Source organism: Agromyces sp. NPDC127015, assembly GCF_042725165.1.
GTDB lineage: Bacteria > Actinomycetota > Actinomycetes > Actinomycetales > Microbacteriaceae > Agromyces > Agromyces chromiiresistens.
The window spans coordinates 540,290-557,861 of sequence record NZ_JBHXDI010000003.1; the positions used below are offsets into that span (position 1 = coordinate 540,290).

At 71.4% G+C, this 17,572-nt stretch carries 19 protein-coding genes; 12 read left to right on the forward strand and 7 right to left on the reverse strand.

Going from position 1 to position 17,572, the window contains the following annotated elements; genetic code table 11:
* Positions 1-17: 17 nt before the first annotated feature.
* The 3 genes from ACFWGP_RS11880 to ACFWGP_RS11890 all read right to left on the reverse strand — a co-directional run bounded on the left by ACFWGP_RS11880 (position 18) and on the right by ACFWGP_RS11890 (position 2,149).
* Positions 18-788 (reverse strand): SDR family oxidoreductase, encoded by a 771-nt coding sequence (locus tag ACFWGP_RS11880; RefSeq protein ID WP_231431943.1) that lies wholly within the window; start codon positions 786-788, stop codon positions 18-20.
* A gap of 130 nt (positions 789-918) precedes the next feature.
* Positions 919-1,281: a hypothetical protein gene (locus tag ACFWGP_RS11885; protein ID WP_376931004.1), complete on the reverse strand. Its 363-nt coding sequence runs from the start codon at positions 1,279-1,281 to the stop codon at positions 919-921.
* Positions 1,268-2,149: an RNA polymerase sigma-70 factor gene (locus ACFWGP_RS11890; RefSeq protein ID WP_231431941.1), complete on the reverse strand. Its 882-nt coding sequence runs from the start codon at positions 2,147-2,149 to the stop codon at positions 1,268-1,270. The genes ACFWGP_RS11885 and ACFWGP_RS11890 overlap by 14 nt, the downstream gene beginning before the upstream one ends.
* Before the next feature lie 245 nt (positions 2,150-2,394).
* Between ACFWGP_RS11890 and ACFWGP_RS11895 the strand changes: the two genes are divergently transcribed.
* Both ACFWGP_RS11895 and ACFWGP_RS11900 read left to right on the forward strand, forming a co-directional pair.
* Positions 2,395-2,931, forward strand: coding sequence for a dihydrofolate reductase family protein (locus ACFWGP_RS11895; protein WP_231431940.1), 537 nt, complete (start codon positions 2,395-2,397; stop codon positions 2,929-2,931).
* A gap of 50 nt (positions 2,932-2,981) precedes the next feature.
* The gene (locus ACFWGP_RS11900) at positions 2,982-3,884 is read left to right on the forward strand and encodes an aminoglycoside phosphotransferase family protein (RefSeq protein WP_376931005.1); all 903 of its coding nucleotides are present in this window, start codon (positions 2,982-2,984) and stop codon (positions 3,882-3,884) included.
* A 216-nt stretch (positions 3,885-4,100) separates the two neighbouring features.
* Here the strand turns inward: ACFWGP_RS11900 and ACFWGP_RS11905 are convergent, their stop codons facing one another.
* The gene (locus ACFWGP_RS11905; protein WP_231431938.1) at positions 4,101-6,461 is read right to left on the reverse strand and encodes a beta-N-acetylglucosaminidase domain-containing protein; all 2,361 of its coding nucleotides are present in this window, start codon (positions 6,459-6,461) and stop codon (positions 4,101-4,103) included.
* 346 nt (positions 6,462-6,807) lie between these two features.
* On the opposite strand from ACFWGP_RS11905, the gene ACFWGP_RS11910 reads away from it, so the two are divergent.
* Positions 6,808-8,046 carry an ROK family transcriptional regulator gene (locus ACFWGP_RS11910; protein ID WP_275506352.1) on the forward strand — a complete coding sequence of 413 codons (1,239 nt, stop codon included), beginning with the start codon at positions 6,808-6,810 and terminating at the stop codon, positions 8,044-8,046.
* A 22-nt stretch (positions 8,047-8,068) separates the two neighbouring features.
* On the opposite strand, the gene ACFWGP_RS11915 is transcribed toward ACFWGP_RS11910, so the two are convergent.
* On the reverse strand, positions 8,069-8,767 hold the full coding sequence (locus ACFWGP_RS11915; protein WP_308191666.1) for a YafY family protein: 699 nt from the start codon (positions 8,765-8,767) through the stop codon (positions 8,069-8,071).
* A 72-nt stretch (positions 8,768-8,839) separates the two neighbouring features.
* Between ACFWGP_RS11915 and ACFWGP_RS11920 the strand changes: the two genes are divergently transcribed.
* Positions 8,840-9,580, forward strand: coding sequence for an alpha/beta fold hydrolase (locus tag ACFWGP_RS11920; protein ID WP_376931053.1), 741 nt, complete (start codon positions 8,840-8,842; stop codon positions 9,578-9,580).
* Between the two features lie 32 nt (positions 9,581-9,612).
* Here the strand turns inward: ACFWGP_RS11920 and ACFWGP_RS11925 are convergent, their stop codons facing one another.
* Together ACFWGP_RS11925 and ACFWGP_RS11930 are read right to left on the reverse strand one after the other, a co-directional pair.
* Positions 9,613-9,915 (reverse strand): hypothetical protein, encoded by a 303-nt coding sequence (locus ACFWGP_RS11925; protein ID WP_376931006.1) that lies wholly within the window; start codon positions 9,913-9,915, stop codon positions 9,613-9,615.
* 85 nt (positions 9,916-10,000) lie between these two features.
* Positions 10,001-10,864, reverse strand: coding sequence for a sigma-70 family RNA polymerase sigma factor (locus ACFWGP_RS11930; RefSeq protein WP_376931007.1), 864 nt, complete (start codon positions 10,862-10,864; stop codon positions 10,001-10,003).
* A gap of 81 nt (positions 10,865-10,945) precedes the next feature.
* Between ACFWGP_RS11930 and ACFWGP_RS11935 the strand changes: the two genes are divergently transcribed.
* The 8 genes from ACFWGP_RS11935 (at position 10,946) to ACFWGP_RS11970 (ending at position 17,547) form a co-directional block, all read left to right on the forward strand.
* Positions 10,946-11,395 carry a nitroreductase family deazaflavin-dependent oxidoreductase gene (locus ACFWGP_RS11935; RefSeq protein WP_231431934.1) on the forward strand — a complete coding sequence of 150 codons (450 nt, stop codon included), beginning with the start codon at positions 10,946-10,948 and terminating at the stop codon, positions 11,393-11,395.
* A gap of 159 nt (positions 11,396-11,554) precedes the next feature.
* Positions 11,555-12,169: a carboxymuconolactone decarboxylase family protein gene (locus ACFWGP_RS11940; protein WP_275506356.1), complete on the forward strand. Its 615-nt coding sequence runs from the start codon at positions 11,555-11,557 to the stop codon at positions 12,167-12,169.
* Positions 12,166-13,041 carry an RNA polymerase sigma-70 factor gene (locus ACFWGP_RS11945; RefSeq protein WP_231431932.1) on the forward strand — a complete coding sequence of 292 codons (876 nt, stop codon included), beginning with the start codon at positions 12,166-12,168 and terminating at the stop codon, positions 13,039-13,041. Before ACFWGP_RS11940 ends, ACFWGP_RS11945 begins: the two co-directional genes overlap by 4 nt.
* Positions 13,042-13,153: 112 nt before the next feature.
* The gene (locus ACFWGP_RS11950) at positions 13,154-13,633 is read left to right on the forward strand and encodes a nitroreductase/quinone reductase family protein (RefSeq protein WP_231431931.1); all 480 of its coding nucleotides are present in this window, start codon (positions 13,154-13,156) and stop codon (positions 13,631-13,633) included.
* Positions 13,634-13,651: 18 nt separating this feature from the next.
* Positions 13,652-14,554, forward strand: coding sequence for a TerC family protein (locus tag ACFWGP_RS11955; protein WP_231431930.1), 903 nt, complete (start codon positions 13,652-13,654; stop codon positions 14,552-14,554).
* A gap of 128 nt (positions 14,555-14,682) precedes the next feature.
* Positions 14,683-15,477, forward strand: a complete 795-nt coding sequence (locus tag ACFWGP_RS11960; protein WP_376931008.1) for an SDR family NAD(P)-dependent oxidoreductase — start codon at positions 14,683-14,685, stop codon at positions 15,475-15,477.
* An 82-nt stretch (positions 15,478-15,559) separates the two neighbouring features.
* On the forward strand, positions 15,560-17,170 hold the full coding sequence (locus ACFWGP_RS11965; protein WP_376931009.1) for a cytochrome bc complex cytochrome b subunit: 1,611 nt from the start codon (positions 15,560-15,562) through the stop codon (positions 17,168-17,170).
* Positions 17,171-17,196: 26 nt separating this feature from the next.
* Entirely contained in the window at positions 17,197-17,547 is a 351-nt protein-coding gene (locus tag ACFWGP_RS11970) for a metallopeptidase family protein (protein ID WP_231431928.1), read from the forward strand.
* Positions 17,548-17,572 lie beyond the last annotated feature (25 nt).

Sequence of the window (17,572 nt, forward strand, 5' to 3'; positions counted from 1 at the left end):
GCCGCCGCGCCCGACGGCTACTTCGCGGGCGCCGGCGCATCCGCCTGGGCCGAGAGCCACTCGGCGAACGTCAGGGTCGACAACCGGGCGCCGGGGCTCTCGGGCACGAGCTCGGTGCCGCGCAGCTTCGTGCCGAAGTAGGGCGCCTCGGGGTCGCCGACGACGATGCGCGCGTCGCCCTTCGCGGCGAGGCCGGCGCGGACGAACTCGTCCTGGCCGATGCGCTCGGGCCCGCCGATCTCGAGGGTGCCGTTCAACGGTGCGCCTGCGGCGACGCGGGCGACCGCTGCTGAGACGTCGGCGGCGGCGATCGGCTGCATCAGCCCCGTCGACAGGGTCGCGACGCCGTCGACGGTCGCCTCGTCGGCGATGCGGGTCGCGAACTCGAAGAACTGCGTGGCCCGCACGATCGAGTACGGCTGTCCCGACTCCTCGATGAGGTGCTCCTGCGCCACCTTGGCGCGCAGGTAGCCGCTGTGCGGCAGGCGCTCGGCGCCGACGATCGAGAGCGCGACGTGGTGGCCGACGCCCGCTCGGCGCTCGGCCTCGAGCAGCGTGCTCGTCGAGGTCGTGAAGAAGGCGAGCACGTCGTCGTCGGCGAACGACGGCGAGTTCGAGACGTCCACCACGACATCGGCGCCGGCGAGCGCCGCGGCGACGCCCTCGCCCGTGATGGTGTTCACGCCCGTGCCTGGCGAGGCGGCGACCGCTTCGTGTCCGTGCTCGGCGAGCAGTTCGACCACCTTCGAGCCGATGAGGCCCGTTCCTCCGATGACGACGATCTTCATGACTGGTGCCTTCCGTCCCGGGCTGCGGCCGATCCGCCGCCCTCACACAGCTCTGACCGGACACGCCGCGCGGTTGTGACGGAGTCGACGGAATCGGTCGATCTCGTCGGCCGGCCGTCGACCGCGCCGTTCACCGGACCGTCGGCCGGCCGTTCCAGTGGGCGAGCTTCGACGGCGCCGTCGACAGCCACAGCCCGTCGATCGCGTCGCCGCCGTCGACGCCGAGCACGCCGATCACTTCGCCGTCGACCTGTCGCAGCACGAGTCCCGGGCAGCCGTTGACCTGCGACGCCTCCAGCGAGGCATCCACCCCGTTCGTCAGCCGCTCGACGAGGGCGCGCACCACGCTGCCGCGCCCGACGAGTTCACCGCCCGTCTCGTCGCCCGTGTCGACGACGAGCCGCACGTCGCGGTGCAGGCAGGCCGTCAGCGCGACGTCATCGCCCGTTCGCAGCGCCGCGAGAAGCCGGGCGGCCGGTTCACGAGGCGGCACGGGAAGCCAGCGCGCCGAGCTTGTCCGGGTTCATCATCCAGAGCACCTGGTCGATGCCGTCGCGACCCGTGACGATCGTGATCACGGCGAACGTCGCGCCCTCCTTCGAGAGCAGCACCGACGGCTGACCGTTCGTCTCGGCCTCGGTGAGGTCGACGCCGTCCCAGAAATGGGTGTGGAACGCGCGCACGAACTTCGCCACGCGCTCTCGCCCCACGACCGGCACCTTCGATGCGCGCACGACTCCGCCGCCGTCGGAGTACGACACGACGTCCTCGGCGAGCAGTCGCTCGAGCGCGACGAGGTCGCCCGTCTTCGCCGCGGCGAGGAAGGCGGTGAGCAGCCGCCGCTGCTCCGACGCCGGCACCGCGCGGCGACGGTCGCCCGCGAGGTGCTTGCGGGCCCGGCTCACGAGCTGGCGCGCCGCAGCCTCCGAGACCTGCACGATCTCGCAGATCTGGTCGTAGGGGTACGCGAACGCCTCGCGCAGCACGTAGGCGGCGCGTTCGGTCGGGCTGAGCCTCTCGAGCATGACGAGCACCGCGAAGCCGAGCGCCTCGGCACGCTCCGCGCCGAGCGTGGGATCGGCGCTCGTGTCGACGGGTTCGGGCAGCCACGGCCCGACGTAGGTCTCGCGGCGGGCGCGCGCCGACTGCAGCGCGTTGATCGCGAGTCGCGTCGTCGTGGTCGCGAGGAACGCCGCCGGATCGTCGACGACCGTGCGGTCGGTGCCCTGCCAGCGCAGCCACGCGTCCTGCACGAGGTCTTCGGCCTCGCTTGCGCTGCCGAGCATGCGGTACGCGATGCCGAACAGCCTTCCGCGCACGCGCTCGAACGCGGTCAGGGCGTCGTCGAGGTTCGCCTCCATGCGGGCTCCCGTCGGTCGGAGGGGTGGGACTGCAGCCGTCTCGCTGACTGAGACCGGATGCCTCGTGCGAATGTGACGGCTTCGCCGGACTCGGTGTGGGAGATATTCCGGATGATACGTCGGGATGCCTCGGGCGCGGGTCCGAGGCATCCCGGCACCGGCGCGCGGCACAGCGTTCGGGATGTCGCGGTCTTCAGTGCCATCCGTCCGTGACATCGACCGGGGTGCGGGGCAGGCTGGGGCGCATGGGCAAAGTGACGATCTCATTCGAAATGACGCTCGACGGGGCTTTCGACCAGATGGAGCACTGGTTCGACGAGAACGATCCGGGGCTGCAGCGGGCGAGCGACGAACTCGTGTTCGGGGCCGACGCCGTGCTGCTCGGACGACGCAGCTACGAGTTCTTCCGCGAGTACTGGCCGGCGCAGACCGACGAACGGGGATTCGCCGCGCACTACAACGCGCTGCCGAAGTACGTCGCGTCGACGACGCTGACCGAGCCGCTCGACTGGAACTGCACCCTCATCGAGGGCGATGTCGCCGAGTACGTGCGCGGGCTCCTCGACCGGTACGACTCGATCATCTCGCACGGCTACGGCGATGTCGCGGCCGCCCTCGTCGATGCGGGGCTCGTCGACGAGGTGCACGCGGGAATCCACCCGTTCATCGTCGGCAACGCCGAGGACCGGCTGCGCTCGCCGCATCCCGTCGGCCTGCGACTGCTCGACACGCAGGTGTACGACTCGGGCATCATCGCGGCGAAGTACGCGCCGTTGCGCTGAGTTCGAGGCGACCGCGCCGAGCGACGAGCGCTGACCGGCAGAATGGGCGGATGCGCCTGCACGACGACGAACTGCACATCGACGCCGCGCTCGTCGCTGCGCTGCTGCGCCGCGACCGGCCCGCGTGGGCCGAGCTGCCGATCGTCGAGGTGGGCGCCGGCACCGACAACCGCATGTTCCGCCTGGGCGACGACCTGCTGGTGCGGATGCCTCGCACGAGCGACAAGGCGGCGTCGCTGCGCAAGGAGCGGGAATGGGTGCCGCGGCTCGCGCCGCGGCTGACGCTTCGCGTGCCGTCGCCCGAGCACGCGGGTGAGCCGAGCGGCGAGTACCCGTCGGAGTGGGCCGTCGTGCGCTGGATCGACGGCGCCGTGCCCGACGCGCACAACGTCGAGGACTGGGCGACGTTCGGCGCCGACCTCGCGACGTTCGTCCGCGAGCTGCACGCGATCGACCTGATGGGCGCCACCCGAGACGGCGACCTCAGCTGGTACCGCGGCGGAAGCCTTCGCGATGCCGACCGGTGGATCGGCGGCTACTTCGACGAGTGCCGACCGCTCGTCGGGCACGACCTCGACATCGACCTGCTCGAACGATGGTGGCGCGCGGCGGTGGAGCTGCCCGATTCGACGGCCGGCCCCGTGTGGCTGCACGGGGACCTGCGCCCGGGCAACCTGCTCGTGCGCGGCGGCCGCCTGCACGCCGTGATCGACTTCGGCGCGCTCTCGGTCGGTGCACCCGACGCCGAGCACGCGGCGGTCTGGGACCTGCCGGCCGAGGCCCGCGACGCCTACTTCGCGGCGGCAGAGCTCGACGAGGCGACCTGGCTGCGAGCCCGCGCCTGGGCGATCGGCGTCGCCGTCTCGGGCGTCGCGTACTACTGGGAGACGTTCCCCGAGTTCGTCGCGGAGTGCCGGGCGCGGCTGCAAGCCGTGCTCGCCCGCTCGCGCTGAGCCGCCGCTCCCGACCCGGTGGGCCCGCGAGGTCGGCGCCGGCATGGTCCGACCACCTGTGCCGGTTCCGCCTCATCGTGAGGGGGAACCGGCACAGCTCGAGTGGACGACCCGCGGTCGGACGACCGGTGCCCTTCCGCTCGCACGAGCCGAAGGGCACCGGTTCAGCCGGCGGTGTCGAAACGGCGCCGCGCGCCTGCTCGACCGACCGGAGTGCTACTTCGCCGCGTAGATGCCGAACTCCCAGATCGAGTAGCCCCACGTGGTTTTGCGGTCGATGCCCTGCATGCGCACGTACTGCACCGGGTCGGCCTCGTCGACCGTGAACAGGTCGAGCGCGCAGGTCGAGTCGTCGACCGTGCGGATCGTCGTCCACGTCACGCCGTCGTTCGACGTCTGCAGCTCGTAGGCGTTCGCGCAGGCCGACTCCCAGTTGAGGGTGATGCCGCGCACGACCGTCGGCTCGGCGAGCTTCACCTGCACCCACGAGTCGTCGCTGTAGCCCGATGCCCAGCGCGTCGACAGGTTGTCGTCGTTCACGTTCTTGGTGCCGAACTGCGGCACCTCGACGCTCGACGCGGTCGCCGTGCCCTTGGGCGCGACGTTCACGACGTCACCGGCCTCCCACATCGCGAGGGTGAACCCGATGCGGCCGTGGAACACGTCGAGCACGCCGTCGGCGATGCGCACCTTGGCCTTGCCCCAGGTGTTGTCGGCCGGATCGACCACGATCGCGGCGGCCTCGGCGGCCGTCGCCTTCGCTGCGGTCGCGAGCGAGGCAGAGGAGGCCTCGTCGCCGTCGATCCTCGCCTGCACGGCGTCGAGCAGCGTGACGGTCGCCTCGCCCCACAGGGTCGTCGCGTCGAGCCATGGGCTCGCGTCGGAGAGGAACGCCGGGTCGGTCGGTCCGCTCCGGATCGCGTCGGGCGCCTCGGCGATGGCGACCGCGTACTCGCGCAGGTCGGCGACGGCGCCGGCCTTGTCGCCGGCCTCCCAGCTCGCCCAGAAGGCCGCGATGCGGGCGTTCAGCTCGGGCGACTGCGGCTGCCACGGCGCTCCGAAGCTCGGCGCGAGGTGGTTCAGGTCGGCGAAGACGCGCAGCGCAGCGGCGGTCGAGGCATCCCCGTTCGCGATGAATCGCAGTGCCTGCGACCAGTTGTGCTCGGCGTCGTACGCCTCGTCGTTCCACGTGAAGTCGGCGACGCCGAAGATCGCGATCTTGCTCGCCGCGGCTTGGTTCATCGGGTTCGAGACGATGCCCGAGAGGTACTCGCCGAGGCCGGCCTCGCGCTTGTCGTACGGTGCGAGCAGCAGGCGACCGGAAGTCTGGCCGTAGTCGTTCACGGGGTAGTTGTCCCAGAGGAAGGTCGGACCGCCGAAGACCGTCGCGGCCTTCTGCGCCTGGGCGACCGTGACCTCCTGCGGCACGACGCCCTCACCGGTCCACATCACGACGACGTCCTCGTCCATGGCGCGCAGGGCGGTCTTGTAGCCCGAGTCGGTCGTGTTGTAGTACTCGGTCGGCACCATCTGCAGCGGGTACGCGCCCTCGTGGGTCTCGATGAACTCCTTCTGCACCCGGTCGAGGAACCAGGCCTGTGCGATGCCGGCGGTGCGGCCGCTCGGCGCACCGAACTTCGTGCGGTCGGCGTCGCAGTGCCAGCGACCGTAGTCGATGTCGTCGAGCGGGATGTTGAACGCCCGCACCCCGAGGTCGTACATCTGCTGCAGCTTGCCGGTGAGCGCCTGGTAGTCGGCGTCGCTCGAGTAGCAGACGGTGTTGCCGGGGGAGAGGGCGAACGTGAACCGCACGTGGTTGTCGGTCGCCGTCTGCACGAGGTCGCCGAGCTCGGCGAGCTTGTCGGCGGGGTACGGGTCGCGCCACTTGTCGCGGTGGTACGGGTCGTCCTTCGGGGCGTAGATGTAGGTGTTCGCCTTGACGTCGCCGTAGAACCCGAGTTGGTCGAGGCGCTCCTCGTGGGTCCACGGGTTGCCGTAGAAGCCCTCGATCGTGCCGCGCAGCGGCATCGACGGGAAGTCGCTCACCGAGGCGCCGGCGATGCGGTAGCCGCCGTCGTCCTTCGGCACGAAGAGCTGCTCGAGCGTCTTGACGGCGTAGAACTGGCCCGCCGCGTCGACGCCGCCGAGCGCGACGGTGCCGAGCGGACCGCCCGTGGCGTCGGCGCGGATCGCGTAGCCCTCTGCGTGGTCGGGAACGTCGGTCTCGCCGAGCGCGGCCTGGATGTCGCCACGCGATGCCGCACCCAACTCGATCGTGAGCGGGGCGGTGCCCGAGCGCTTCGCGCGCTCGTCGATGCGGTCGACGCCGTGGGCGGTGAGGGTGTCGCGCAGTGCGGCGAGCGCGGCGGCGTCGGTGCCGCCGTCGACGACGACCTCGACGCGCGCGGGCACGTTGAGGTCGGAGCCGGCGCGATCGATCGACTGCGGGGTCGGGCTCACCGTGGGCAGGGCACCGGCCGGTGGGGCCGCCGCGGCCGGGAGCGGCACGAGCACCCCGGCCAGGGCGACGGCGCACACTCCCGCCGTGGCCAACGTCTTGCGGATCGATTGCATCATTGCCTCCAACTTCTCGACGACTCTGTCTCTGGGTGACACGGTTCGGGGCCTCGGATGTCGCGGCGCATGCCGCCGGCCGTCGGCGCGCAGCACGACGCATCGCGGTAGGGAACGCGCAGACGGAGCCGGAGTCCCGCGGCCAATCCCCGACCGCGGGACTCGCGCCACGGGAAGAAATCCCGCGCACCAGGCCCACTTTGTTGACTTAGTAAACTAAGTTGGTTCGAACCTATGCGATTCGTCGTCGAGGCGTCAAGGGGCAAGATGATCTCGTGCCCCCCGATGTCACCCGCGCGACCGCATCACGGGTGCCGCCCGCGACACACTTCGCCCGATCGAGGAGACCATGACCGTGAGCAACGCCGGCCCGCAGCGCAAGTCCGACCTCCTGCGCCGCTTCGCGAGTACGGGCGGACTCGACGCGCAGACGGCGATCCGCCGTGAGAACCTGCTGCGGGCGCTCGCACTGATCGCGCGCGAGCCGGCCCCGGTCACCCGCGCCGTCATCGCGCGCCGCACCGGGCTCACCTCCGCAACGGCGTCGTCGCTCGTGGCCGAGCTCATCGAGTTCGGGCTCGTCACCGAGACCGGCCCTGCCGAGAGCACGGGCGGCAAGCGCGCGACCCGTCTCGAGATCGACACCGAGACGCACCTCATCGTGGTCGCGGTCGTGCGGACCCGCGCGATCGACGTCGCACTCGTCGACCTCGCCGGGCGCACGGTCGCGAGCAACCGGGTCGAGCTCGCGGGAGAGGTCGAGGTCTCGGCGGTCGTCGACGCCGTGCGCTCGCTCCTGCGCGCTGAGGGGGCCGAGTCGCGCGTGCTCGCCGCGTGCGTGCAGGTGCCCGGCGTCACGGCCGACGGGGTCGTCGTCGACAGCGTGCAGCTGGGCTGGTTCGGCGTGCCGCTCGCGAGCCTCCTCGAGGAGGCGATCGGCGCACCGACCTCGGTCGTGAACGACGTCGATGCCGAGGCGCTGACCGAGGCCGCCGACGCTGCCGACGGCGCGATCCGCCTCGTCGTGCACCTCGGCGAGGGCGTCGGCGCCGCCGTCACGAACGGCGGCACCCTCATGGCCGGCGCGACCGGCCGGGCCGGCGAGATCGGTCACGTGCGGGTCGTCTTCGAGGGCGCGCGGGCGACGTGCCGGTGCGGCCTGTCGGGATGCCTCGAGTCGGCCGCCTCGATGAGCGCGATGCTCGGCGACGCCTACACCGACGAGTTCGACGAGCACGACACGAGCCTGCTCGCCTCGACCGCCGAGTCGCGCGAGCGCATGGCCTTCGGCGCGCGCGCCCTGTCTCGTGCCCTGCGCATCATGTCGGCGTTGCTCGACCCGCAGGAGGTCGTCATCGCCGGCGCCGCCCCCGCCCTCGGCCCGCACTTCCTCGGCACGGTGCGCGACGAGTTCGAGATGTACCCGGCCAAGGGCACCGCGCCCGTGCCGATCCGCTACGGCCGGCCCGAGCTCGGCCGGTACCTCGGCCCGGCGCGCTCGGCGCTCGCGCCGATCCTCGGTGACGCCCTGCCGCTGACGGAGCGCCCGGCTGCAGGCCTCGCCCCGGTGATCGGTGAGGTGCACTGACCGAAGACGTCGGTCGGGTCGGTCAGTCGTCACGTCTGTGCACCGGTCGTGCCGTGGCCGGCGGAACGCCGATCTCGTCGACGGTGTGTCCGGTGCACGGGATCGCGGTGACACGGGCCTGCTGGACTCGAGCGACCACGAACCAGCGCATCGCGTCGCGCAGTCGGCACCAGCCGACCAGGTACCACTGGCCGTTGGTCGATGCGAACAGCACCGGTTCGACGTCGCGCGAGGTGTTCGTGCCGTCGGCCGAGGTGTAGCGGATGCGGACCACCCGCTGTTCGGTCATCGCCTCCTCGAGCGCCGACCTGACCGCCCGCCGCGGCGGGGCCGGCGCGTCGACCCAGACGCGATCCGCCAGTCGTCGGGCTCTGGCCCGGGCGGCGGGATCGAGCACGTCGAGGATCTTCTGCATTCCGGACGAGGCGAGGTCGGAGTAGGGGGCATCCGGGGCGGCGGACACCGCAGCCAGGATCGCGACCGCCTGCGCGGGGCTCAGGCTCACCGGTCGAAGCGAGGCGATCTCAGACAGCCCGTAGCCGCCGCCGGGGCCAGGACGGGACCACAGGGCCGCGCCGCTGCGTTCGAGGGAAGCCAGGTCTCGCTTGATGGTGCGGACCGAGACGCCGAACTCGGCAGCCAGTCGGTCGGCGGTTGCACCGCGAGACCCTTGACGGCGCAACATCTCCGAGAGCGCATGCAGGCGTTCAGCTCTCTTCACCAGTGAATCATCCCAATTCATGCCAGAAACAGTGACACCCAGCTGTCCATGCCGTCAGCGAGAGTGGGAGGCATGACGAGTGTTGAAACGGAACCGACCATCTTCCTGATCCCCGGCCACTGGCTGGGGGCCTGGGCCTGGGACGACGTCGTCGAACACCTGCGTGCAGCCCGACACCGCGCCATCGCGATGACCCTGCCCGGGCTCGATTCCGAGGACGCGCAGCGGTCGTCACGGACCCTGGACGACCAGGTCGACGCGATCGAGCGTGCGCTGGCGCAGGAGGCCGCGACCGCCCACCGGTCGGCGGTGATCGTCGCGCACAGCGGCGCGAACGCGCCGGTGAGCATGGTGCTCGACCGGCACCCCGAACGGGTCCGCCGCGTGGTCTGGGTCGACAGCGGCCCGCTCGCACCGGGCAGCGTCTTCGCCCCCGACGCCCCCGCCGACCTCGAAGAGCTCGCCCTGCCCCCGTTCGAGGCGCTCGCAGCGCAAGCCAGCCTCGACGGGCTGAGTCCCGACGACCTCGAGCGTTTTCGTCGCCGCGCCGTGCCCGAGCCGGGGCCCGTCCTGCGCCAGGCCGTCACCCTCACCGACGACGCGCGCCTCGACATCCCCACCACGCTCGTGTGCTGCTCCATCTCGAGTGACCAGATCCGGGAGCTGGCCGCCGCAGGGCATCCGATGTTCGCCGAGGTGGCCCGGCTGACGCACGTCGATCTCGTCGACCTCCCCACCGGCCACTGGCCCATGTGGAGTCGGCCAGCAGACCTTGCGCAGGTCATCGCCTCGGCAGTCTCCCCGACGCGGTAGTCCGCACCGGACTGCCCGCCTGCCCGTCCGAGCTACTCCCGCGCGCGAATCCGCCCTCGCGTGAAGGGCAGCACCGGTGCGACGTACACGAGCGATTCCGGATGCCCCGGCCCGAGCCCGAACTCCGCCGACCCGAATCGCCACACTCGGTTGTAGAGGTAGACCCCGATCGTCGCCGCCCGGTCGGCCGGCACCTGCCAGGTGCCGACGCCCCACTGGCTTGGCTGGCCGCGCCCGCCGATGACGACGGTCGGCCTGACGCCCCAGTAGAGCGCGAACCACGGCTTGTGCAGCGTCAGCTCGATGCGTCGGGCGGCCTGGGGAACCGGGCTCATCGCGTGGCGGCGGCGGGTGCGGGGGAGGCGTGGGTCACGTGGTGAGTCTAGGTGGAGGCGGACGGGCCGGCAGGAGGTCCGCCGCTCACTGCAGGTGCTCGAGCTTCTTCGGGTTGCCGATGCCGTGGATGGCCGCGATGCGGTCGCCCGCGAACTCGAGTGCGAGCACCGAGACCACTCGGCCGCGACGTCGCACGACGATGCCAGGCGCGGCGTTCACCTCGGCCGTCTCGAAGTCGAGGCCGCGCCCGCCGACGCCGCGCAGCAGTTGCCGCGCGACCGTCTCGGCGCCGACGACGACCTCGGTCGAGGCATCCGGATAGAAGCCGTTCGAGTCGAAGTGCCCCTGCGCGTCGCCCGCCAGCACCGAGATGAGCCCGTCGAGGTCGCCCTCGGCGGCGGCGCGGGCGAACCGCTCCGAGAGCCGTCGGGCGACACCTGCGTCGACCGAGAACCGGGCGTCGCCGTGCGAGGCGATGCGCCGGCGCGCCCGCGACGCCGACTGCCGCGCGCTCGCGACGCTCACCCCGAGCACCTCCGACACCTGGTCGAAGCCGAGGTCGAACACGTCGTGCAGCAGGAACGCGGTCCGCTCGGCGGGCGTCAGCTGCTCGAGCACGACGAGCAGCGCCATGCGCACCGAGTCGTCGAGCGTGACGCGGTCTTCGGGCAGGGTGCGCCCGTCGGTCACGATCGGCTCTGGCAGCCACGGGCCGACGTAGGCGCGCCGCGAGTGCTCGTGCGCGCGCAGCCGGTCGATCGAGAGCCGTGAGGCGACGGTGACGAGCCAGGCGCGCGGGTCGTCGAGCGGTTCGTCGCCGCGGGCGAGGAGGCGCACGTACGTCTCCTGCGTGACGTCTTCGGCGTCGGCGACCGAGCCGAGCACCCGGTAGGCGACGTCGCGCACCACGCGTCGGTGCTCGGTCCACAGCTCTGCGAATTCGGTCATGTCAGTACGACGATCCACCCGCGCCCGGTGTGACGGCAAGGGCCGATGTCACGTTCGCCAGGCCTGGATCGTCTCCCTGGTATGAACGAGATGCTCTCCGCACGACCGGCCGACTCACGACGGTCGGGCAAGGATGCCTCGGCCGGACCGCCCATGCGCCTGGTCCATGCGACCGAGCCGGTCGCCCGGGCGCTCGCCGGCCGGAGGTGGATGCCGATCTGGGCGGTGATCCGCCACCGGGGCCGCAAGAGCGGCACCGCCTACGAGACCCCGATCGCGATCGTGCCGACGATCGACGCCGCGATCGTGATGATCGGCCTGCCGTGGGGCGTCAACACGAACTGGGCGCGCAACGTCGTCGCCGCCGGCGGCGCATCACTGCGCTGGAAGGCGCGCGACGTCGAACTCGTGCACCCGCGCATCGTCGACGCCGCCGTGGCGCAGCGCCTCGCGAAGGCGCCCTTCCGCCGGGTGCTGGGCCGCTTCCCCGCGGCGATCGTGCTCGACCGGGCGGCTCCGCCGGTCGAGTAGGCACGCGGCGGTTGCCCGGCCGCCGCCGGTCGACGATCGACGATCGACGAGGAGTTTTCGCCGCACCTGTCACACGCGAGCGCGGGCCGGTGTCTTACCTGCATCGACGGAATGTTCCGGGAACCGAACACCGGCCGTCGACCACCGCAGGAGGACACGATGACCACCCAGACCCGCATTCCGCCGACCGAGCTCACGGGTGTCTTCGGCACGGTCGTGAAGGTCGCGGCCCGCCGCATGCTCGGCCAGGTGCCCGACTCGATGGGCGTGCTCGCGCACCATCCCGCGCTCATGCGCGCGTCGATGGGCATCGGGCGCAAGATCGAGGCGCTCGACGAGCTCGACGACAACCTCGCGAGCTACGCCGTGATGGCGACGGCGGCCTACATCGGGTGCAGCTGGTGCCTCGACTTCAACTACTACAAGGCGCACAACGAGGGCCTCGACGAGGCGAAGGCCCGGCAGGTGCCGGCCTGGCGCGAGGCATCCGTCTTCACGCCCCTCGAACGCAACGTCATGGAGTACGCGGAGGCGATGAGCCAGACCCCGCCCGCCGTCACCGACGAGCTGTCGGCGGCGCTGCTCGACGAGCTCGGCCCGGCCGCGCTCATCGAGCTCACGGCGAAGGTCGCCTTCATGAACATGAGCTCGCGCATGAACCTCGCCCTCGGCATCCACTCGGAGGGCTACGCCGATGCGTGCGCCCTGCCGCCGCTCGCGACGAGGGCGACGACGACGGATGCCGCGGCCGAGGTCGTAGGCTCGGCATCATGACCGACGACCCGTTCGTCACCCACCGCACCCTGCTCTTCACGATCGCGTACGAGATGCTCGGCTCGGTGGCCGACACCGAAGACGTGCTGCAGGAGTCATGGCTGCGGTGGAACGCCGTCGACCGATCCGAGGTGCGCGAGGAGCGCGCCTACCTCGTGCGGATCGTCACGCGCCAGGCGCTGAACCACCTGCGCACCAAGTCGCGGCGCCGGGAGTCGTACGTGGGCGAGTGGCTGCCCGAGCCGCTGCTCACGAGCCCCGATGTCGCGGAGGACGTGGAGTTCGCCGAGAGCGTGTCGATCGCGATGCTGACCGTGCTCGAGACGCTCGGACCCACCGAGCGCGCCGTGTTCGTGCTGCGCGAGGTGTTCGACGTGTCGTACGACGAGATCGCCGACGCGGTCGGCAAGACGCCGGCCGCGGTGCGCCAGATCGCCCACCGCGCGAAGACGCACGTCGCGGCCCGGCGGCCGCGGGTGGCGGTCGACCGCGCCGAGCAGGAGGCGGTGGTCGCGCGGTTCGTCGCGGCGATCAACTCGGGCGACCTGCAGGGCCTCATGGACGTGCTCGCACCCGACGTCGTGTCGGTCGCCGACGGCGGCGGCTTCGTGCGCGGCGCGGCGCCCAGGCCGATCGTGGGCGCCGACAAGATCGCCCGGTACCTGATCGGCGGCCTCGCGAAGCTCGGCCTGCCGTTCGAGGCGCGACCGACCTGGGTGAACGGCCAGCCGGCGATCCGCGGCGAGATCGACGGCGCGCTCGCCGGGGCGATCAGCTTCGAGATCGAGGACGGGCGCATCACCCGCATCTTCTCGATCGCGAACCCCTACAAGCTCGGCCACCTCGACGAGGAGGCCGAGCTGTCGCGCTGACCGCCGACCCCGGTGGTCGAGGAGCGACGAAGGAGCGTCTCGGGGCCCCTGCGCTGCCCGATCCGCGGGATGATTGAGGGGAAGCACTCGCCACCAGAAGGAGGCGATCCCCATGGCCTTCGACACCCCGAACGGCACCCGCGGCGCGCGCAGCCCGGCCGGCACCCGGCTCGAGCGGTGGGGCAACCAGCGCATGGCCGAGCACATCCGCCGCAAGGGCGACCGGCGCGGCAACAAGCTCGCGCTCGTGACGATCGGCCGCAAGACCGGGCGGGAGCGCGTGACACCCGTGCGCTGGTTTCCCGAGGGCGACGGCGCACGGTTGATCGTCGCGTCGGCGAACGGCGCCGCGAAGAACCCGTCGTGGTACTACAACATCGCGGCGCATCCCGACCGGGTGCGCATCGAGTTCGCGGGCAAGCGCATCGACGTCACCGCCGAGCAGCTGCACGGTGCTGAGCGCGCGGCGGCGTGGGCGCAGATCACGTCGACGGCGCACGGCTTCGCGAGGTACGAGCGCGTCACCGATCGGGAGATCCCCGTGATCCGGCTGACGCCACGCCGCACGCCCCGCACGGATGGCGCCGCATAACGCGCACGGCTCCCTACGATGGGCGGCGTGGACTTCTCCTTCGCCCTCACCCCCGACCTCATTGCCGTCTTCGTCACGCTGTTCGTGCTCGAGATCGTGCTCGGCGTCGACAACGTCATCTTCATCTCGATCCTCGCGTCGAAGCTCCCGAAGGAGCAGCAGGCCAAGGCGCGCAACCTCGGCCTGACGCTCGCGATGGTGATCCGCGTCATCCTCGTCTTCTTCGCCGGCTGGATCATCACGCTGAAGGAAGACGTCGTCGAGCTGTGGGGCATGGGCTTCTCGGTGAAGGACTTCATCCTGATCGCCGGTGGCCTCTTCCTCGTCTACAAGGCGGTCACCGAGATCCACCACAAGCTCGAGGGCGCGGAGGAGGAGCACGGTGCCGCGCCGAGGCGCATCACGTTCGGTTCGGTGCTCGCGCAGATCCTGGCGCTCGACATCGTCTTCTCGCTCGACTCGGTGATCACGGCCGTGGGCATGACCGAGAACCTGCTCGTCATCGTCACGGTCGTCGTGCTCTCGTTCGGCATCATGCTGTTCGCGGCGCGCTTCATCTTCACGTTCGTGAACCGCCACCCGACGGTGAAGATGCTCGCCCTGTCGTTCCTGCTGCTGATCGGCGTGTTCCTGATCGCCGAGGGCTTCGGGGTGCACATCGACAAGGCCCTCATCTACGCGCCGATGGCGTTCGCGATCCTCGTCGAGGCGCTCAACCTCCTCGCCGCTTCGCGCAAGGCGAAGCGCGAGCAGCGCCGCCGCGAGCCCGTGCGGCTGCGGCCGCAGTACCCCGACGTCGACGAGTCGGTGGCGGTGGCCGCGGCGCTCTCGACGGGGGCCGGCAAGGGATCGGTCGGCCTGTCGGGCCGCCCGGTCGAGGGCGAGCAGGATGCCTCGGAGGAGCGCGCCGGGCTCGGTTGATCGGTCCGCGACGAGCGACCCCTCGTCTCGGGCATTCGCTTCCGAAGTGCAATCGAAAGGTTGCACTCTGTTCGGAATAGTGCAACTATCAAGTTGCACAATTCGGAATGAGATTCGGAGGTCGTGACATGCTGCTCGAGAACAAGGTGGCCGTGATCCACGGCGGTGGCGGTTCGATCGGGGGAGCGGCAGCGCGGGTGTTCGCCCGCGAGGGCGCACGCCTCTTCCTCGCGGGCCGGTCGCTGCCACGGCTCGAGGCCGCGGCATCCGCCGCCCGTGCAGCTGGCGCGGACGTCTCGATCGCCGTCGTCGACGCGATGAGCCAGGCCGAGGTCGACCGGCACGTCGACGAGGTGGCCGAGATCGCGGGTCGCATCGACATCGCCCTCAACGCGGTCGGCTTCGACCACGTGCAGGGCCTGCCGATCGCCGAGACCTCGCTCGACGACTACCTGCACCCCGTGGTCGGCTACCTGCAGACGAACTTCGTGACCGCGAAGGCCGCCTCGCGGCACATGATCGCGCAGGGCGGCGGCGTCATCCTCACGATCTCGACGCCGGGCGCCCGGCTCACCGGTCGCGGGCTGCTCGGCAACGCGGCCCAGTCGGCCGGGCTCGAGGGGTTCTCGCGCGCGCTCGCGGGCGAGCTCGGGCCCGACGGGGTCCGCGTCGTCTGCGTGCGCCCGCACGCCATGTCGGATGCGCTCGCGACCTCGTACACGGGCGACATGTTCGGCCGCACCGCGGCGGCCGGAGGCATCCCCATCGATGAATGGCTCACCGGGCTGGCGGGCATGACGGTGCTGGGCCGACTGCCGGTGCTCGACGACGTCGCGGAGTACCTCGCGTTCGCCGCCTCCGATCGCGCGGGCTCGATGACCGGCGCGATCGCGAACCTGTCGGCGGGGGCGCTCGTCGACTGAACCGGCACGCTCCTCGAGGGCACCTGTCACAAATCGGGCCGCTGCGGCGTCGTATGTGCAGAGGGCTTGAGAGGAGACCGACGTGTCGGCAACGCAGGAGCGTCGAACGGGATTCACCGAGCGGGCGGCAGAGCGGCTGGGCCGCACGACCGCGGGACGGCGTGGTGCGGCGTTCGTCGCGGAGCTGCGGGGTCGTGTCGTGCCGGTGCACTGGACGAACCTGTTCGGGGTGGTCGCGATGGCGTGCCTCCTGGTCATCACGGTGACGGGCGTCATCCTCATGTTCTGGTACACGCCGTCGAACGCGACGGTCACCTACGACGGGCCCTACCCGACGCTGCTCGGGGCGCAGGTCTCGGAGGCCTACGCGTCGACGATGCGCATCTCGTTCGAGGTGCCCGTCGGCCTGCTCGTTCGGCAGGCGCACCACTGGGCGGCCCTCCTGCTGCCGGCGGCGATCATCGCGCAGCTGCTCGTCACGTTCTTCACGGGCGCGTTCCGGCGGCCGCGGCGCGCGGGGTGGGTGCTGCTGTTCCTGCTGCTCGTCGCGGCGCTCGCGGGCGGCTGGAGCGGGTACGCGCTGCCCGACGACATGCTGTCGGGCACGGGGCTGCGCATCGTCGAGGGCATCGTGCTCGGCATCCCGTTCGTCGGCACCCCGCTGAAGGACCTGCTGTTCGGCGGTGCCTTCCCCGGCGAGATCATCGCGCACCTGTACCCGCTGCACCTCGCCGTGGTGCCGCTCATGGCGGTGCTCATCGCGGTGCGCGCCGCGCTGCTCCTCCGGCACCGCCCTCCGCGGTTCGCCGGGCCGGGCCGCACCGGCGTGCCGCTGCTGCCGACCGCCGCGGCTCGGGCGGGCGGCCTGCTCCTCATCGTCATGGGGGTGCTGATGGTGATCTCGGCGACGGTCACGATCAACCCCATCTGGCTGTACGGGCCCGCGTCACCGGGCGACGCCGGCGCCGGAAGCCAGCCCGACTGGTACACCGGGTTCCTCGACGGGGCGCTGCGCCTGGTGCCGCCGGGCTGGGAGCTCGTCGCGTTCGACCGCACCTGGACGCTCGCCGTGCTCGCCCCGCTCGCGGTCGTCACCGCCTACCTCCTGCTCGTCGCCGCGTACCCGTTCATCGAGGAGTGGATCCTCGGCGATCACCGCGAGCACCACCTGCTCGACCGCCCCCGCAACACCCCGACGCGCACGGGCGTCGGGGTGACGGGCGTCGTGTTCTACGGCGTGCTCTGGGGCGCGGCCAGCGCCGACGTCATCGCGGCCGCGTTCAGCGTCAGCATCGAGGGCGTGGTGCTCGTGTTCCAGCTCCTGCTGCTGGCGGGCCCGGCCGTCGCGTTCGCGCTCACGCGGAGAGTGTGCCTCGGCCTGCAGCGACGCGACCGCGACATGCTGCTGCACGGGTTCGAGACGGGGCGCATCGTGCGCCTGCCGGGCGGCGAGTACGTGGAGGTGCACGAGGAGCTCGACCGCGACGAGCGCCGGCGCCTGCTCGACGTCGACCGGCCCGCCACGGCCGCCATCGCGGCGGCCACGACCGCACCGCGCGGACGCCCGCTCGAGCGGCTCCGTGCGCGCCTCGCGCGGGTCTTCTTCGACAGCCGCCTCGAACCGGCCGACCCGCCGCACGATTCCGTCGACAGCGAACGGGATGCCTCGGATCTGCGCATTCCGGTCGGGTGAGCCCGTTCGGGGTTCAGAATCGGTACATGGTCGAGATCTCGGACGACGACTTCGAGCAGATGGTCTCAGAGGTCTACGACGCGCTGCCCGACGAGATGGTGCGCGGACTCGAGAACGTCGCGGTGCTCATCGCGAACCAGCCGCCGGGGGAGCGGCCGCGGCTCTTCGGGCTGTACAGCGGGCGCCCGCTGAAGACGCGCGGGGTCTACGGCTACGGCGAGCTGCCCGACCGCATCACGCTCTTCAAGAACAACATGCAGGCCTACAGCCCCGACCTCGACGCACTGCGCACCCGGGTGCGCATCACGCTCGTGCACGAGATCGGCCACTACTTCGGCTTGGATGACGCGCGCCTCGGGGAGCTCGGCTGGGCGTAGCCCCCTTCGCCGGGGCGGGCGAGGT

Excerpts from the sequence above, each read along its gene's own strand:
- ACFWGP_RS11880 (WP_231431943.1), bottom strand. The coding sequence starts at position 788 with ATGAAGATCGTCGTCATCGGAGGAACGGGCCTCATCGGCTCGAAGGTG.
- ACFWGP_RS11890 (WP_231431941.1), bottom strand. The coding sequence starts at position 2,149 with ATGGAGGCGAACCTCGACGACGCCCTGACCGCGTTCGAGCGCGTGCGC.
- ACFWGP_RS11895 (WP_231431940.1), top strand. The coding sequence starts at position 2,395 with ATGGGCAAAGTGACGATCTCATTCGAAATGACGCTCGACGGGGCTTTC.
- ACFWGP_RS11900 (WP_376931005.1), top strand. The coding sequence starts at position 2,982 with ATGCGCCTGCACGACGACGAACTGCACATCGACGCCGCGCTCGTCGCT.
- ACFWGP_RS11905 (WP_231431938.1), bottom strand. The coding sequence starts at position 6,461 with ATGATGCAATCGATCCGCAAGACGTTGGCCACGGCGGGAGTGTGCGCC.
- ACFWGP_RS11910 (WP_275506352.1), top strand. The coding sequence starts at position 6,808 with ATGACCGTGAGCAACGCCGGCCCGCAGCGCAAGTCCGACCTCCTGCGC.
- ACFWGP_RS11920 (WP_376931053.1), top strand. The coding sequence starts at position 8,840 with ATGACGAGTGTTGAAACGGAACCGACCATCTTCCTGATCCCCGGCCAC.
- ACFWGP_RS11925 (WP_376931006.1), bottom strand. The coding sequence starts at position 9,915 with ATGAGCCCGGTTCCCCAGGCCGCCCGACGCATCGAGCTGACGCTGCAC.
- ACFWGP_RS11930 (WP_376931007.1), bottom strand. The coding sequence starts at position 10,864 with ATGACCGAATTCGCAGAGCTGTGGACCGAGCACCGACGCGTGGTGCGC.
- ACFWGP_RS11935 (WP_231431934.1), top strand. The coding sequence starts at position 10,946 with ATGAACGAGATGCTCTCCGCACGACCGGCCGACTCACGACGGTCGGGC.
- ACFWGP_RS11940 (WP_275506356.1), top strand. The coding sequence starts at position 11,555 with ATGACCACCCAGACCCGCATTCCGCCGACCGAGCTCACGGGTGTCTTC.
- ACFWGP_RS11945 (WP_231431932.1), top strand. The coding sequence starts at position 12,166 with ATGACCGACGACCCGTTCGTCACCCACCGCACCCTGCTCTTCACGATC.
- ACFWGP_RS11950 (WP_231431931.1), top strand. The coding sequence starts at position 13,154 with ATGGCCTTCGACACCCCGAACGGCACCCGCGGCGCGCGCAGCCCGGCC.
- ACFWGP_RS11955 (WP_231431930.1), top strand. The coding sequence starts at position 13,652 with ATGGGCGGCGTGGACTTCTCCTTCGCCCTCACCCCCGACCTCATTGCC.
- ACFWGP_RS11960 (WP_376931008.1), top strand. The coding sequence starts at position 14,683 with ATGCTGCTCGAGAACAAGGTGGCCGTGATCCACGGCGGTGGCGGTTCG.
- ACFWGP_RS11970 (WP_231431928.1), top strand. The coding sequence starts at position 17,197 with ATGGTCGAGATCTCGGACGACGACTTCGAGCAGATGGTCTCAGAGGTC.